The organism is Clostridioides sp. ZZV15-6388 (assembly GCF_020657755.1).
Classification (GTDB): domain Bacteria; phylum Bacillota; class Clostridia; order Peptostreptococcales; family Peptostreptococcaceae; genus Clostridioides.
Genome location: NZ_JAGWCU010000041.1, coordinates 1 through 16971, shown reverse-complemented (window position 1 = coordinate 16971; position 16971 = coordinate 1). Strand labels below are relative to the sequence as shown.

At 27.5% G+C, this 16971-nt stretch carries 16 protein-coding genes and 1 pseudogene; 5 read left to right on the top strand and 12 right to left on the bottom strand.

Annotation, left to right across the window (positions count from 1 at the left end; translation table 11 throughout):
- Positions 1 to 30: 30 nt before the first annotated feature.
- A complete protein-coding gene (locus KGF48_RS17720) occupies positions 31 to 759 on the bottom strand; it encodes a 4Fe-4S binding protein (RefSeq protein WP_227840652.1) in 729 nt (242 codons plus the stop codon).
- A gap of 163 nt (positions 760 to 922) precedes the next feature.
- On the opposite strand from KGF48_RS17720, the gene KGF48_RS17715 reads away from it, so the two are divergent.
- On the top strand, positions 923 to 1639 hold the full coding sequence (locus KGF48_RS17715) for a Crp/Fnr family transcriptional regulator (RefSeq protein WP_227840653.1): 717 nt from the start codon (positions 923 to 925) through the stop codon (positions 1637 to 1639).
- 201 nt (positions 1640 to 1840) lie between these two features.
- On the opposite strand, the gene KGF48_RS17710 is transcribed toward KGF48_RS17715, so the two are convergent.
- From KGF48_RS17710 to KGF48_RS17695, 4 genes are all read right to left on the bottom strand, one after another.
- Positions 1841 to 2590, bottom strand: coding sequence for an amino acid ABC transporter ATP-binding protein (locus KGF48_RS17710; RefSeq protein ID WP_227841295.1), 750 nt, complete (start codon positions 2588 to 2590; stop codon positions 1841 to 1843).
- Positions 2591 to 2722: 132 nt separating this feature from the next.
- Positions 2723 to 3898, bottom strand: coding sequence for a M20 family metallopeptidase (locus KGF48_RS17705; protein WP_227841294.1), 1176 nt, complete (start codon positions 3896 to 3898; stop codon positions 2723 to 2725).
- A gap of 139 nt (positions 3899 to 4037) precedes the next feature.
- The gene (locus tag KGF48_RS17700; protein WP_227829539.1) at positions 4038 to 4835 is read right to left on the bottom strand and encodes an amino acid ABC transporter substrate-binding protein; all 798 of its coding nucleotides are present in this window, start codon (positions 4833 to 4835) and stop codon (positions 4038 to 4040) included.
- Positions 4836 to 4895: 60 nt separating this feature from the next.
- Complete coding sequence (locus KGF48_RS17695) at positions 4896 to 5558, bottom strand: amino acid ABC transporter permease (RefSeq protein WP_227841293.1); 663 nt, start codon at positions 5556 to 5558, stop codon at positions 4896 to 4898.
- A 246-nt stretch (positions 5559 to 5804) separates the two neighbouring features.
- On the opposite strand from KGF48_RS17695, the gene KGF48_RS17690 reads away from it, so the two are divergent.
- A complete protein-coding gene (locus KGF48_RS17690; protein ID WP_227841292.1) occupies positions 5805 to 6098 on the top strand; it encodes a YbaK/EbsC family protein in 294 nt (97 codons plus the stop codon).
- Positions 6099 to 6156: 58 nt separating this feature from the next.
- Here the strand turns inward: KGF48_RS17690 and KGF48_RS17685 are convergent, their stop codons facing one another.
- On the bottom strand, positions 6157 to 6468 hold the full coding sequence (locus KGF48_RS17685; protein ID WP_227868382.1) for a hypothetical protein: 312 nt from the start codon (positions 6466 to 6468) through the stop codon (positions 6157 to 6159).
- 320 nt (positions 6469 to 6788) lie between these two features.
- Here KGF48_RS17685 and KGF48_RS17680 point away from each other — a divergent pair, with 320 nt between their 5' ends.
- Entirely contained in the window at positions 6789 to 7541 is a 753-nt protein-coding gene (locus KGF48_RS17680; protein ID WP_227829541.1) for an AAA family ATPase, read from the top strand.
- A gap of 176 nt (positions 7542 to 7717) precedes the next feature.
- Here KGF48_RS17680 and KGF48_RS17675 read toward each other — a convergent pair whose 3' ends face one another.
- Positions 7718 to 8146: a 4Fe-4S dicluster domain-containing protein gene (locus KGF48_RS17675; protein ID WP_227829542.1), complete on the bottom strand. Its 429-nt coding sequence runs from the start codon at positions 8144 to 8146 to the stop codon at positions 7718 to 7720.
- A 13-nt stretch (positions 8147 to 8159) separates the two neighbouring features.
- On the bottom strand, positions 8160 to 10334 hold the full coding sequence (locus KGF48_RS17670; protein ID WP_227868381.1) for a molybdopterin-dependent oxidoreductase: 2175 nt from the start codon (positions 10332 to 10334) through the stop codon (positions 8160 to 8162).
- Positions 10335 to 10615: 281 nt separating this feature from the next.
- Here KGF48_RS17670 and KGF48_RS17665 point away from each other — a divergent pair, with 281 nt between their 5' ends.
- Positions 10616 to 13804 (top strand): DEAD/DEAH box helicase, encoded by a 3189-nt coding sequence (locus tag KGF48_RS17665; protein WP_227841218.1) that lies wholly within the window; start codon positions 10616 to 10618, stop codon positions 13802 to 13804.
- A 148-nt stretch (positions 13805 to 13952) separates the two neighbouring features.
- Here the strand turns inward: KGF48_RS17665 and KGF48_RS17660 are convergent, their stop codons facing one another.
- Positions 13953 to 14513 carry a chromate transporter gene (locus KGF48_RS17660; RefSeq protein WP_227841217.1) on the bottom strand — a complete coding sequence of 187 codons (561 nt, stop codon included), beginning with the start codon at positions 14511 to 14513 and terminating at the stop codon, positions 13953 to 13955.
- The gene (locus KGF48_RS17655) at positions 14510 to 15082 is read right to left on the bottom strand and encodes a chromate transporter (protein WP_227841216.1); all 573 of its coding nucleotides are present in this window, start codon (positions 15080 to 15082) and stop codon (positions 14510 to 14512) included. Before KGF48_RS17655 ends, KGF48_RS17660 begins: the two co-directional genes overlap by 4 nt.
- A gap of 113 nt (positions 15083 to 15195) precedes the next feature.
- On the opposite strand from KGF48_RS17655, the gene KGF48_RS17650 reads away from it, so the two are divergent.
- A complete protein-coding gene (locus tag KGF48_RS17650; protein ID WP_227841215.1) occupies positions 15196 to 16053 on the top strand; it encodes a LysR family transcriptional regulator in 858 nt (285 codons plus the stop codon).
- 130 nt (positions 16054 to 16183) lie between these two features.
- Here the strand turns inward: KGF48_RS17650 and KGF48_RS17645 are convergent.
- Both KGF48_RS17645 and KGF48_RS17640 read right to left on the bottom strand, forming a co-directional pair.
- Positions 16184 to 16732 (bottom strand): annotated as a pseudogene (locus KGF48_RS17645) (alpha/beta hydrolase); the annotation flags it as partial.
- A 126-nt stretch (positions 16733 to 16858) separates the two neighbouring features.
- On the bottom strand, positions 16859 to 16971 hold a 113-nt coding region (locus KGF48_RS17640; protein ID WP_227868387.1), incomplete at its 5' end, for a transposase.

The window sequence follows — 16971 nt, the reverse complement described above, 5'->3', positions numbered from 1 at the left end:
AATTTATTAATTTGTCTACGATTTACTTAATTAGATTTCTCCATCTACTATTTTCCCATCTACAGATATAGTAATTACTTGCCATGGTATCATCTTTCCACTATTTTGTAGAGCTGTTTTAACTGCATTTACGATACCACCACAACAAGGTACCTCCATACGTGTTACCACTATATTTTTAATATCATTTAATTTTAAAATTTCTGTAAGTTTTTCAGCATAATCAACTTCATCAAGTTTAGGGCAACCAATTAATGTAACCTTATTTTTCATAAATTTATTATGGAAATTTCCATATGCATATGCTGTACAGTCTGCTGCTATTAAAAGACTTGCATTCTTTAAGTATGATGCATTAGCAGGTACTAGTTTTATTTGCACTGGCCACTGATTAAGCTGAGACCCTTGTTCCTCCATCACTATATTGTTATTTATAGATATAGTATCTAAATCTTGTCTTTTTATAGACTTAGACTGAGAACCTGGACATCCACAGGCTAAATTTTCTTTTTGTGCTCTCTTTGCTTCCATGTTTGCTTTTACTGCTTCTTCATCATATTCTGCAGCCTCTCTATTTTCAAATGAAATTGCATTCGTTGGACAAGTTGGTAAACAATCCCCTAAACCGTCGCAATAATCATCTCTTAAAAGTTTTGCTTTTCCATTTACCATACCTATAGCTTCTTCATGACAAGCTTCAACACATAATCCACAACCATTACATTTTTCTTCATCAATTTTAATTATTTTTCTAATCATTTATATCACCTCATAAAAATTTTTTTGTTTAAAATACTACTTTACTAGATATTTATTTTTAAGACATAGATCTTTTTGTTTTAAGTTTTTGTATCAGGATTTTTATATCTCCTTGATTTTATAAATTTAGTATAGTACAATAAAAACAAATTATCGGTTGCATATGCAACAAGGAAGTGATTATTTGAAAAAATTTTTAGAAAAACATATAAATCTATTAAGAAAAATTTCTCTGTTTGAAGGAATTAAAGATGATGAACTTGAAGCAATGTTAGAATGTTTGGGTGTTATTGATAAGACTTATCCAAAAGATAACATAATATTTTCTGTAGGAAATGAAGTGACTTCTATTGGAATTATGCTTAATGGAAGTGCACACATAATAAAAGAAGACATTGAAGGTAATAGAAATATTGTAGCTGAGCTTTTACCTGGTGATTTATTTGGAGAGGTGTTTGCTTGTACTAGACTACATAAAAGCACTGTAACAGTAGTGACAACATCTTCATGTGAAGTTCTATTTATAAAGTTTAAAAGTGTAACTGGTATTTGTTCGTCTACATGTGAATTTCACAATAGACTTGTTGAAAATATGTTACAATTAATAGCTGAAAAAAATATTTTACTTCATAATAAAATAGAGTTACTTTCTTGTAAAACAACTCGTGAAAAATTACTCATGTACTTTTCAAATCAAATAGAGAGAACGGGTAACTATAAGTTTACAATTCCTTTTTCAAGAAATGAAATGGCTGACTTTTTATGTGTTGATAGAAGTTCTATGTCAAGAGAACTTGGAAAAATGAGAGATGAAGGTTTATTATCCTTTAACAAAAATAAGTTTGAAATCTTTTGTTTCCAAAATAAGTTTGACATTTAAATTTATACAATTCAATACACATGATTTTAATTAATTCAAATTATAGATATTACGTTTAAATCTAGAATTTATATTTTTACTCAAAAAATTAATAGATATCTTGATTTATATAATTAAGATATCTATTAATTTTGTATGTTAATTAGCTTACTTTTATGAAAGTATATCATATATTTTAAGACATACTTCAATTATATGTTTTTAATTAAATACTTCTTCTTTCCTAATAATATTTAAAAATTTTGCTGTTCTTTCATTTTTTGGATTATTAAATATTTCATCAGGAGTTCCTTCTTCAGCTATCACCCCATTATCCATAAATATAATTTTATCAGCAACTTCTTTTGCAAAGTTTATTTCGTGAGTCACAATAAGCATTGTTATTCCCTCTTTTGCAAGCGATTTTATAACACTTAAAACTTCTCCAACAAGTTCTGGGTCAAGTGCAGATGTTGGTTCATCAAATAATATTACATTTGGATTTACTGCCATCGCTCTAGCTATACCTATTCTTTGTTGCTGACCACCAGATAACTTTGATGGATAAAAATCTTTTCTATCCAACATCCCAACTTTTTCTATTAATTCTAGAGAAATTTCTCTAGCTTCTTGTTTACTCTTTTTATGTACTACTATCAATGCTTCCATTACATTTTCTAATGCTGTTTTATTTTTAAATAGGTTATAGTTTTGGAATACCATAGATGTATGTTTTCTTAAATTTGCTATATCCTTTTTTGTTGCTTTTTCTACATCTACTTTTACATCTCCAATCATTATTTTTCCTTTTGTAGGCTCAACTAAATAATTTAAACATCTAAGTAATGTAGATTTACCTGTTCCAGATGGACCAAGTATAGCTACTACTTCGCTTTGATTTATTTCTAAATTTATACCTTTAAGAATTTCTGTACCTTTAAAACTTTTATGCAAATTCTCTACTTTTATCATTATTATCCACCTTTTTTAATAAATATAATAAACTAATCACATATTTGACACTAAAATTAATATGTTAATTTCAAATCTAAAAATAACTTAGTCGTTTTATTTTTAAATAAAATATATTCTTATAACTATAATCTAACATTGACAAAGATAATCTACTGCAAGTTGTGCAAATAATGAAGATGCTGTACTTAGACACTTTTCATCTATATTAAACTTATTATTATGAAGTTTGTAATTTATATTTTTTTCTTTATTGCCTACACCTATATACATAAATAAACCAGGTCTTTCTTTCATATAAATAGCAAAATCTTCACCTGTCATTGCTGGGAAATCAATCATTTCAATATTTTCATCTCCAAGTATTTTTAAAGCACTTTTTCTTCCTAGTTCTATCATATTTTTATCATTTACAACAGCGTCTCCTCCTGCACTCTTTTCAAACTTGCAATCCGCTCCATGAGCTTTACATATATTTCTTACCATATGCTCTAGTACTTCACTTATTTCAAGTACTTTTTCCTGACTTATAGCTCTAATAGTCCCCTGAAGTATACATATATCTGGTATTATATTTTTAGAGATACCAGAATTAAAAGAACAAACAGATACCACTGCTGGTACAACTGGGTCAATTTTTCTTGAAACTATCTGCTGGATTGATGAATATACTGCATTTCCAACCGCAATTGGGTCTATACAGTTATGAGGCTCTGCTCCATGACCACCTTTACCAATTATTGTTATTTCAAAAGTATTCGTTGCTGCCATAGCACAATTTCTAGCAATTCCAATTTTCCCTGACTCAATAGTTGGCCAACAATGACCTGTTGCTAATACGTCCACACCTTCAAGTACATTTTCCTTGATTACAATATCAGAACCACCTTTTTCTTCACCTGGTTGAAATAGTAATTTTACATTTCCATGCAGTTCTTCTTTTATGTCATTTAAAATCATTGCTGCCCCTAGTAACCATGAAACATGTGCATCATGTCCACAAGCATGCATATTATCATTTGTAGATTTAAATTCTAAATCATTTTCTTCTTTTATTGGAAGCCCATCCATATCGGCTCTAAGTAGTATTGTTTTTTTGCCATTATTGCTTCCTTTTATAGTTGCTAGTACTCCTGTACCTGCGACATCTATGTATTCAATATTAAGCTTATCTAGTTCTTTTTTTATAAGTTTGGATGTTTCAAATTCTTTAAATGCTAATTCTGGATTGCTATGTATTTGTCGTCTTATTTTTATAACCTTTTCATTATTTTTTAGTGCAATAGATTTTATTTTATCTTCAATCATTTATAAGACCTCCATAACTTATTTTAATCTATAAGGACTAATCTAAATACATTATAATACACAGATAACTATAGATAAATTTACATTTTCATAATTTTATCTATAGTTATCACAACTTTATATTTTATCTTTAAAGCATTTATTTTTGTATATCAGCACTTACATCCATTCCAAACCATTTCTCAGATATTTTTTTCACTGTTCCATCTGCAAGCATTTCTTCAATTGCCTTGTTTACATCTTCTTTTATAACTTTTGATTTTTCATCATTTTTCTTAAAGAAATAAGCTATATTAGTAACTGATAATTTTTCGTCTAACACTCTTACTTTCATATTAGCTTTTTTAGAATCTCCTACAACAGTAAGTTCTGCATCAATCCATGCACTAACTCTTCCTAAATCTAAATCTTGAAGACCGTTAGTTCCATCACCATAAACCTTTTCTTCAAATAAATTATCTTTATTAACAGTTGCTGCAACTTGTTGACCTTGAGAACCTTCTGATACTGCTACTACTTTTCCTTTTAAATCTTCAAGCTTGTTTATTTCATTGTTTCCATCTTTTACAGCTATACATACAGAATCAGAGCCATAAGGAACAGAAGCATCATATTTTTCTAATCTCTCTTTAGACATTCCAAAAAAGTTGGCTGCTACATCAACTTTACCTGAATCTAACATTCCGAATATAGAACTAAAACCTGTTGGTTCCATTTTTATTTTATATCCACTTCTTTTACCTATTTCTTTCCACATGTCAACTTCAAACCCTTTATGTTCTCCACTATCAACATAAGAATATGGGTCTGCTGAGTTAGATGAAGCTACAGTTATAATTTTTTCATCCTTTGCTTCTTCCTTTTTTGTACAACCAGTGACTAAAACTGTTAATGACAAAACTGCTACCAAACATTTTATAATATTTCTTTTTATCATGTCTCTTCTCCTCACATTATTTTTTATATAAAATACTTTTCTATGTATTTTTTTTATGACCTAATAATTGCTGATTTTCTTTTCTAATTTTTTTTGCCCCCAACTTAAAGGAGTTATTATACACCAATAAATTACCATAACTGCTCCATATACCTCAAAGAACTTAAAACTTAATGCTCCTTGTGATTTGGCAGCACCCATTATATCATTTACTCCAACAACAAAAGCTACAGAAGAACCTTTAATTAAATCTATAAAATTATTGAATAATGATGGCAATGCAACTCTTATTGCCTGTGGTACAACAATTCTTTTCATTGTTTGTAAATTTGTTAATCCCATTGCATATGCCGCTTCTATCTGCCCCTTATCAATTGAAAGTATAGATGCTCTTATCGTTTCTGACATATAAGCTCCCATATTCAAACTAAGTACTATAGATGTTGCAAATACTGGATCCATATTTTTTACAAAATCACTCATATAGGCCAAACCAAAATATAAAAAGAACAACTGTGGCATAAGAGGTGTACCTCTAAATATTGATACATATACTTTGCATATTTGATTTAATACTTTGACTTTATAATAAGATGATAATGCTACTATCGTTCCTATAATTAATGAAAATACCAGTGAACTTATTGCTAAAATCACAGTTACATTGAATGATTTCATTATTATTGGAAATAATTCCAAAAAATATTTCATGCTAAAAATCATAAAATAAGTCCCCCTCACTTAATGTTGTTTTTTGCAAACTTTTGTCACATGTTCAATTATAATAGAATTTTCTTTATTTTTCCAATAGAAAAAAACTATTTCCTTATCCACTTATATAGCCATCTTTAATATCAAATTTATTTAATATAATTGGACTGTTTAACTCATTTTTATAAAATTAATACATATGAAAAAGTTGTGATATAGATATTTACATATCATTACTACTATTGCAAATCAACCTCCATGGAAGACTGTGTATTAATCAATAAAAAATTAGATACAAAAAAATTTAGTAAAGAATTAAATATATCTCGTGTATCATTTGCTTCAGAAGAATTATTTGAAAGTATGTTAGTAAGCAAAGTAGATGCTGCAACAATTTTTAGTACAATTATTGATTGTAATAGAACTATCCAAGTAATATTAGATAAAGAAGTCTTAGAAAAGAATTATTATAGATGTAGTGATGGAACGAATACTGGATATATGAAAATAAAGACTGAGCAACCACAAAATACACAAGAGTTGGAACTGTAAAGTAAAATCCAAGTCCTAAATCTAGGAACCTCATTCCTGTTCCAGTAGTGCCGAAAGTTTAACTAAATTCTATAACAGAATTTAAAAGTAAAAGATAACCAATAAGTCTAAATCTTTTTGCATTTTCATTTATGAATAAGCTATATTCATAACTATTTAATATTTCTAACAATGACTTTACTATAATAAAATATGATACACCCAAAGAAAACCTTAATATACCAGATATAGAACCTTGTATAGTTGCTTCACCACTAAAACAAATATAACTAAAGCCTTTAATTCCTCCTATAGAAAGTACTAATGCTAAAAGAAAAAATAAAATTTGTAATATACCATTTAATAGATTTTTTATAAATTTATCAGACACTATATCAACTCCTTTAAAATATTTTATATACTACATCATATAATATCGTTTTTCAACAATTTTTTTATAATAAAAGATATATTTTTATTGTTACAAATATAAAATATTTTAATTTCCTAAGTAAATATTTTAAGAGTAATTAAAATTATCTGTTGTTAGTGTAAGGTTTCTGATAATTAACACTATGCATATCTATATCTAGATTCCAATTTAAAAATTATTAATATCTATATTAAAATTTATTAGATAAAAACCTAAATATAGTCACTAATTTTAAGTTATAATAAGTATATTAAAATCAATAAAAGGGAGTTTTAAATTTGAATGCTGAAAAAATAAATCAATATATTAGGTCAGTTAAACTAAACAGAAAAGGTATACATAGTATAAATGAATATCCATTTAATCTACCAATAGTAAAAAACTTATATCAACTTGAGTTTCATAAAAACGTAACTTTTATAATTGGTGAAAATGGAAGTGGAAAATCAACATTATTAGAAGCAATAGCTATTGAATATGGATTCAACCCTGAAGGTGGGACAAAAAACTTTGGCTTTAGTACTTATAATAGCCACTCTGAACTTCATAAATATATAACAATCACAAAAGGACCTAAAAAACCTAAGCAAAATTTTTTCTTGAGAGCTGAATCTTTTTATAATGTAGCTACTGCAATAGATAAAGCTTCTATGTTTTCGTCAGGAGTAAAAACTATAAACTATTATGGAGGAGTATCATTGCATGAACAATCTCATGGTGAATCCTTCTTCTCATTATTTATTCATAAATTTTCTAAAGAAGGAATATATATATTAGATGAACCAGAGGCAGCACTTTCACCTGCTAGACAGATGGCTTTTATAACAAGATTACACGAATTAGTAACCCAAAATTGCCAATTCATCATAGCAACACACTCACCCATATTAATTTGTTATCCTAATTCAATCATCTATGAAGTAAATGAGAATGGCATTAATAAAGTTAAATGCGAAGACAGCGAAAATTATCAACTTACTCAAGATTTTTTAAATCATAAAGAAAAATTCTTAAACATATTAATTGATTAGTAATTTATAAGACAAACTTTTTGAAATAAAAATTTAAACTTCTAACTATCTCAATTTTTTATTTTATAAGTATATACATAAAAAAGACTACATTAAACTCGTTATAATACAAATTTAATGTAGTCTTTTACAAAGTTCATTTTACATCTTAGTATAAATTATAATTTATACTTAATCTACACTTCCATATTAAACTTTAATGCTCCTGTAGGACATACCATTACACAAGGTGCATCCATACCACACTCATTTCGTTCAACACAACCATTACACTTGTTTGCCTTACCATCATTTCCATAAATCAAAGCTCCATATTCACAAGCTTTTTCACAAAGTTTACATCCGATACAATCTTGATTATCTAATATGACAAATTTATGTTCTTTTTTAAAACAATCTTTAGGACATACATCTACACATTTTGCTTCATCACAATGAACACATGATAATGAGAAATATTCTACCTTTTCTTTTTCTTCCACTGTAAATACATGTCTAAAAAGTTCACCCTTATCTATGTCATTATCATTTTGGTCTATGCAAGCAAGTAAACAAGCCCCACATGCTGTACATAACTCTTTATTAAATTCAAATAAACTTTTCATTATATCCCCCCAATTATTTATTCACTTTTTCAATCTTACACTTACAACTTCTATATGCAGGGAATCCACTATAAGGGTCAAAATTATCACAGATGATACTATTTACATCAGCTTCTCTATATCCATGATACATATGTATGTTTTTATATAAAACTCTATCAGTAACTTTGACCTTTACATTCAAACTTCCTATTTTAGTAGTTATTTTTATATAATCTCCATTATTAATACCTAAGTCTTTTGCATCTAAACTAGAAATGTCACAACTAGCCTCATTTTTTAATATTCTTGAAAGCTTAACATCATGAAGTCTTGAGTGTAATGCATTTGGAATTCTTGCCCCTGATGTTAATAGGTAAGTATACTCATCTATATCATCATTAAATTCTTTGTATGTTGGTAATGCGTCTAAACCAAAATCTTTATATTTCTCAATAATTGTAGATTTTAATTCAAACTTAGATGTACTAGTGTCATATCCTTCTCTTGTATATGAACCTACTTCATATGGTTTAAAATCTTTACATTTCAAGGGTAAATCACTTTCTTTAAGCTCATCTACATCTACACAAGTTCCTTTAAACATGTATCTTATATTTGCTTCATAACCTGCTTTTAACAAATCATCCTCTATGTCCATAACATTTGCTAAGTCAGAAAGTATTTCTACATCTGATTTTGAATCATATAATGTATCAATTACTTTTTTCGTATATGTAATATACCCACCTGGATAACTCTTACATTCTTCTCTTTCGAAAGATGTGCATGCAGGTAAAAGTATATCTGCATATTTTGATGCATCTGTCATAAATAAATCTATATTGACAAAGAAATCTACAGTGTTTAGTGCGTTAAAAAGCCTTCCTGAATTAGGAAACATTCTAGCATTTATACCATGACAAAACAATGCTTTTATTTCATAAGGTGTCTTTTCTTCTATTTGTCGAGTTAAATCCATAGCTTGAAATTGAGTTACCATTTCATTCCAAAGAGGAAATCGTTCCCCACCAATTCTTTCATTTATATTTTTAGGTAGAGCTTCTTTTACAAACTCTTTTTCTAATGTTTGAAATCCTCCCGCCTTACCAGCAAAATAATCTTGTTTTGGTATGTTACCTCCAATTTTATCATAATTACCTGTTATAGCAGATAGAGACATCATTGCCCTATAATTTTGAAATCCATTTTGGTGATGAACTACTGGAGCAGCACTTTCATTTATACAAAATGGACCTTGCGATAACATCTCTACAGCTTTTACTATATCACCTTTAGAAACCCCTGTAACTTTGCTGACAGTATCTAAATCAAATAATTTTACGTATTCCTTGTATTCATCAAATCCATGTACATGTTTTTCTATGTATTCTTTATCTATCAAATCTTTTTCTATAAATAAATTAGCCATTCCAAGGGCTAAAGCTCCATCAGTACCAGGCTTAACTCTCAAATGCAAATCTGCTATTTTTTGAGTTGTTGGTGTTATCCTAGGGTCTACAATTATAAATTTTAAACCTTTGTCCTTTAGTTTACTTAGATTTACGCTATTTAAAAATTTAGAGTAGTATGGATTAAATCCCCAACCTAAATAAGTCTTTGCATTTTCCATATCCTGCATTGTAAAACTTCTTCCAGTTGCAACATTTCCAGCCATTTGTGCTGATGTTGAACATGAGCTTGATTCTGTACCATAATTAGGAGAGCCAAATGAAGATGCAAACCTTTGTAAAAACGGTCTATACCACTTTCCATACCCCGTAAAAAATGCTACATGTTTTGCTCCATATTCGTCTTTTATTTTATTTAATTTTTCCCCTATTTCACTATAAGCTTTTTCCCATGATATTGGCTTAAACTTTCCTTCACCTCTTTTTCCAATCCTCTTCAGTGGTGTTTTTATTCTATCTTCTCTATACATATATTCTCTATTACAAAGACCTTTTGTACACAACAACCCTCTGTTCATTGGATGCTCTTTTGTACCTTCTATTTTTATTACTTTACCATCTTTGACATATGCATCAATTCCACAATGAATTCCTGGAGAACAAATATCACATAAAGTTCTCTTTATTTCTATTCCTGTTTCTTTGCATGGTATCTTAGCCTTAATCAATTTATAACTATCCATATCAATATTTTCCTTTCCCAATGATAAATATAAAACACTATAATTATTATACATTCTTTTAATTTTATATATCACATTTTTAATTTTATATATTATAAATTTAAAATATATTTTTAATAATTAAATTTTATATACGTTAATAAGCTACTTAAATCATTATTTTTCACTCCTAGTTTACAGGATATTACAATAAAAATCTAATAGTAAATTGTTATTTATATATATTTTGCAATAGATAAAAACTATTTATATATGCTTTAATTTAAACACTGTATTTAGAGTGTAAATTGAATAGATTTAGATTATAATATATACAGTGAGGTAAGGTGAATAAGATGAAAATAGATATGATATATAAATTAATCAAAAGAAATACAGAACCATCAAGATGGTCAAGAGGTATAAAATACTATAATAATCAATTAGTTGATTATATAGACATTGATATTGATGACTTACAAAATAACTTGCTAACATTTCGTGGTGGAGTCAATTCTGAGGATAATTATAGCTTTTATTTTAATTCAATAACAATAGATATAAAACACTTTAAAATAATTGAAAGTGACTGTAGCTGTGTTGATTGTCAATCAAATATTACAAATCGAAGCATCTTTATATGTAAACATCTAGTTGCTATCGTGATAAAAAGCCTAAAGCAAATAAAAAGTAAAAATGACATTCCTCCTGTTCTAATAGACATATTAGATGAGGATAAAGATAAACTTTCTAAGACTGATTCTAAAGTCAGCTTGGATTTAAGTAAACAACTACTTTCTTTTTTTAATGATACTAAAAAAGAAAGAGTCAATTTAGATGTATTATTAAGCATTGATTCAAATAAAGCAATTGCTGAGTTTAAAATTGGAATCAATAAAATGTATGTTTTAAAAAATATTACTGAATTTGCATATTCAAAACTTAATGGATATGAATTAGAGTTTGGAAAAAAATTTATTTATAATCCTAATATCCATTATTTTGCTGATGAAGATGAGCAGTTGATAGATATGATAGAAGAATATGGAACAAATCTTTCATATAATTTTTCTTCATCATATTCAAAAAAGTTCATGGAAATAAATATGAGTTCTCTGAAACAATTTTTGAATGCTCTTAAATACAAGGATTTTACTCTTATTTTTTCTAAAGAAGAATATCATCCAAAAGTATTAAGTGATATTTTACCAATAAAATTTAATTTTAAAAATATAGAAGATAAAATTGTCTTATCTTCCAAAGACTTACTACCTGTTCCACTTACTAGAAAGAATGATGTACTTTTATATGACAATAATATCTACTTATTGTCTCATAAAAAGGCTCGCGATTATTCAAAAATCTATCAAGTATTATCAAAATCTAAAGAATTAAAATTTGATAAAGAAGACTCTAAAGATGTTTTAGGTCTATTAGTTCCTAAATTAAAGTCAATATCCAAAGAAGTTTATTTGGATGAAAACATAAAAAATAATATCGCAAACGATTTTGAAACAGAGTTTTACTTTGATATAATTGATGGCAATGTATGTTGCGACATAAAGTATATCTATGATGATGAAGATGGTAAAAAATTTATACTTCCTAACATACAAAAAGAGGCTAAAATTGAAAATAAAATGCTTTCTTCACAATTTGTAAAAGAAAATAACAGATATACATTTAAAGGAACTGACTATGACCTATTTACATTTTTAGATTTACAGTTAGAACCTTTAAAGGAATTTGGAGATATCTATTATTCTGAGAAGTTTAAATTGAAGAAAATATATAATTCTTCATCAATTCAAGCTTCAATTAATCAAACTAATCAAAATTATCTAGAATTTAATTTTAATATATCTGATATAAATCCAAAAGAGTACAAAGATATTCTAAAAGCTCTCCAAGAAAAACGTACTTTTTATAAACTAAAAGATGGAAGTTTTATAGACTTATCAGAAAAAGAAACTAAAGACTTTTTTGAACTGGTTGAAAATTTGGATGTAATTGATAAATCAAAAGATAATAAAATTCATAATAATAAAGCTCTGTATATAAATGAAATGATAAAAGGTAAAAACTTAAAATTTATAAATGGTGAAAAAGAATTAGAAAATACATGTGAAAAATTTAGAAATTTTAATGTTATAAGTCCAGAAATTCCAAGTAATTTAAAAGCAAATCTACGTGACTACCAAATAAATGGTTTTAATTGGTTTAAAGTTTTAGATTTTTATAAATTTGGTGGTATATTAGCTGATGAAATGGGACTTGGAAAAACAATACAAACTATTACATTTTTATTATCTGTGTCCAGTAAAAAAAGTATTATTGTTACGCCAACATCACTTATTTATAATTGGAAAAATGAATTTGAAAAATTTGCTCCAGATATAAAAGTTCTATTGATACATGGAAATAAAAAAGATAGAGAAAAGTGTTTTAGAAAAATAAACGATTTTAATGTAGTCCTTACAACATATGGTACTCTCAGAAATGACTTAGAAAGATATAGTGAAATAGTTTTTGATTATTGTGTAATAGATGAGGCTCAAAACATTAAAAATCCAGTGGCTTTAGTAACAGAAGCTGTAAAAAATATAAATGCCAAAAATAAATTTGCACTTACTGGTACACCTATGGAAAACAATTTATTAGAGTTATGGTCTATATTTGATTTTATAATGCCTGGATATTTATATAGTAGAGGAAAATTTCAAGAGTTATTTATAAATAAAGAAGATAATGTTGAAAATTTAAAAAGACTAATAAAACCTTTTATTCTTAGAAGAAGTAAAAAAGAAGTAATGAAAGAACTGCCAGATAAGATTGAGAAAAACTTTTTTGTTGAATTAAATAAGGAGCAGAAAAAAATATATAGTGTATATGCAAAAGATATACAAGATAAAATGAAAGATAAGAATCTTAAGAAAGATAAAATAGTTATTTTCTCTTATTTAACTAAACTAAGACAACTTTGTTTGGACCCAAGTATAGTGGTAAAAGATTATAATAAAAAAAGTTCAAAAATAGAAACGTGTCTAGAAATACTTAGAGATAGTATAAATGAAAATCACAAGATATTATTATTTTCGCAATTTACATCTGTCCTTAAAAACATAGGTAAGGAACTTGATAAGTGTAAAATTGCATATCACTATATAGATGGTAAAACTAGTGCTAAAGAAAGGCTTGAACTTGTAGATGAATTTAATAAGAGTACTGACAAAAAAGTTTTTTTAATATCTTTAAAGGCAGGTGGGACAGGATTAAATCTTACAACTGCTGATATTGTAATCCACTTTGACCCATGGTGGAATCCATCAGTAGAAAATCAAGCTAGTGACAGAGCTCATAGATTTGGTCAAAAAAATGTAGTACAAGTTATAAAGTTAATTGCTAAAGGTACCATAGAAGAAAAGATAATAAAATTACAAGAAAGTAAAAAAGAGCTTATAAATCAATTTATAAATGGAGAGCTTTCTAATGAAGGTGTATTAAGAAGTTTATCTGATAATGAGATAATGGACTTGTTTAATTGAAAGTGAGATATATGGCAAGTAAAAATAAAATACTACTATGTTATTTATAATTGATAAACAGGAGTTTCCTAAAATATAGGAGACTCCATAATATCTTAAACTTTTCACATTATATGTAAACCTTTCTTTACCTATATATTGACCTTCTTTACAAATATACAATTAATCCAAACAATCCAGATAATACCATCATAAGTATAGGTCCAATCTTATATTTTCGTAAACAATACAGTGAACAACAAAATAAAATAACAGCTACAATATCTATATTTTTGAAAATATTGGTAGTATAATAATTTGAAGAACCAAAAAATGTCAACAATATAATTGTAAATCCTGCTGAGATGATTAATCCTAAAGATGATGCTTTTAGTCCATTTAAAATTTCAAAAACAAATTTCGAATTCCTATATTTCTTAAAAAATTCATATAAAAATATAGAAATAATTATTCCTGATATTATACATCCAACTGTTGCTGATATAGCACCCTCAATTCCTGCCACTTGCATACCAACAAAGGTAGAAGTATTAACAGCTAATGGGCCAGGAGTCATTTGAGAAATTGTGATAATATCAGTAAAAACCTTTTGTGTTATCCATCCTTGCTTAAAAACTACCTGTTCCTGTATAAGTGGAATAATAGCATAACCACCACCTATACTAAACATTCCTATTTTCAAAAATGTAAAGAATAAATTTATAATCATATACTCCCCTCCTTTTTTCGAAGTTGAATATATATAGCAAACAAAGAAATCAAACAACTTAAAAGTAATACGAGTATTACATTAATTTTAAAAAAAGTACAAGCAATAAATGAAAATGGTACTAATAGATTTAATAACATTGATTTCTCATTAAGAATCATTTTATACATATCTATAGTCAAATCTACAATCAATGCAGCAACACATGCTTGCATACCTTTTAAGATTGCAATTATATAAATATTTGAAGAAAACGCAACATACCACCTTGAAACAAGACCTAAAATTACTATAGGAGGTATAATTGAACAAATACAACTGATAATTACTCCTATAAATCCAGCTGTTCTTTTACCTGCTAAAATGCTTAAGTTAATTGCAATTGCTCCAGGTGAAGATTGAGCAATCGTAGCCATTTCCATAAGCTCTGATTCACTAAATATTTTTTTATCCATAACATAGTACTTTTTTATCATGGGAACAACAACATATCCTCCACCAAAAGTAAAGGCACTTATAAATAAATTTATATAGCAAAGCCATAAATACAATTTAATATTTTTTCTCATAATATTCCTTTCTATGTGCACATGGACATATTATAAATGTTGTACTGCTATTTGTAAAATGATAAAATATTGTTGCAGACATGAATTTAATTCATGAGTAAAGGAGTCTGATTATGAATTTTAAACATTGCATTATTTTTAGAGAAGTTGCAAAAGTAGAAAATTTTACTAAAGCTGCAAATAATTTATTTATTACACAATCAGCAGTTTCTCATGCAATAAGAGAACTTGAGAATGAAGCTGAAACCAAATTATTTGAGCGATTACATAAAAGTGTTAAATTAACAAAAACTGGAGAACTTCTTTTACAAGAAATTTTACCAATACTTGAAAATCTAGAAAATGTTGAATCAAGGATTAAAAACTTAGAGTATGAAACTCCCATACATATTGCTTCTTGTATTACGTTTGCTCAAATATGGCTTCCTCAGTTAATAAGGAAATTTCAAGAAATATCTCCAAATACTAAGATTAACGTTGAAGTCCATAGTGCATTAAAAGCATTAAAATTATTGAAACAAGGAAAGGTTGATATAGCTTTTATTGAAGGGAAAATCATACAAGGCTCATTAGAAATAAGGAAATTTTCTTCTTATGAATTATGCATTGTATCTTCACCAAGTTATTGTAGTACTGCCGAATTAAGTTTATCTCAACTATTGGGTATGGATTTACTATTACGAGAAAGAGGAAGTGCTGTACGCGAAACTTTTGAATCAGCTGCAACCTTGCAAGGTTACAAAGTACATGCAAGCTGGGAAAGTGTAGATTCACAATCCCTAATAGAAGCTACTAAAAATAGTTTAGGTGTTTCAATTCTTCCTAAAATTCTAGTTGAGCAAGAAATAGAAAAAGGAAACCTTATGCAGATATTCATTCCTGATTTTAAACTTTTTAATGATATTACTGTAGTAATAAATAAAAATAAGTATAAATCTGCCTCATTAGAAAAGCTATGTCAATTGATTTAGCATTTAAAAGGATACTTGATAAATTCTCTATGAAATAATCAAGTATCCTTTTTATAGGCAATATTTATTACTTTTTATAAGTCTCTTTTCCAATGTTTGTTACACATTCTTATGTACAAAGATTTTTAAATTACTTCTTTAAAAATTCTTTAGCTATTTTTGAGAAATCAAGACCATTTGATAAAATTGCAGGATGTCCACCTTTATTAAACACATGTATTTTCCCATTTTTAATCTTTTTAAGAAGTGAAGAAAATGTATTCTCATAAAAATCAAAAGACACTAAAGATACAAATTCATCTTCTTTACTTCCTGTTAAAAGCACATCTGGTTGCATAGTTTCTAGGGACTTATGAAAAAATTTACCTATAGTTTTATAATGTTCAAAAATAGCTTCTGTATCATTATCTACTACTTGCTCCCAATTTTCGCCTTGATTGTAAATATAAAAAGCTTTTGCATCATCATCTTGCTTTGATGCTTCACGCTCTAATTTTACATTTTGCACAAATGACTCTAGAGGAACCTCTCCTTCAAAACTATCTGCAATTACCTTATTCACTAAATCAGGTCTTTCAAGTGCAACATTTAATGCAACAAGAGCTCCTCCACTACTACCAATTATATTTACTTTTTTATAGTTCATCTTTTCTAAAAAACATATAACTTGCATAGCCTCCTGAACCTCCCATGACTAAAGTCACAGGGTTCCTGCTTCATAGAATTTTGCATACTAAAACATGTCTTACCAATTCTCCACAGGCTATCCCCGTAGTCCCTACGGTTCTTACATAAGTTATCTATTTTAAACTGTTATTAGTCTTAATCCTTCTTTTAGTATATTTTTACTTGCATTTATATCTCTATCGTGAGTTACATTACAACAAGGACAAATCCATTCTCTTATATTTAAATTCT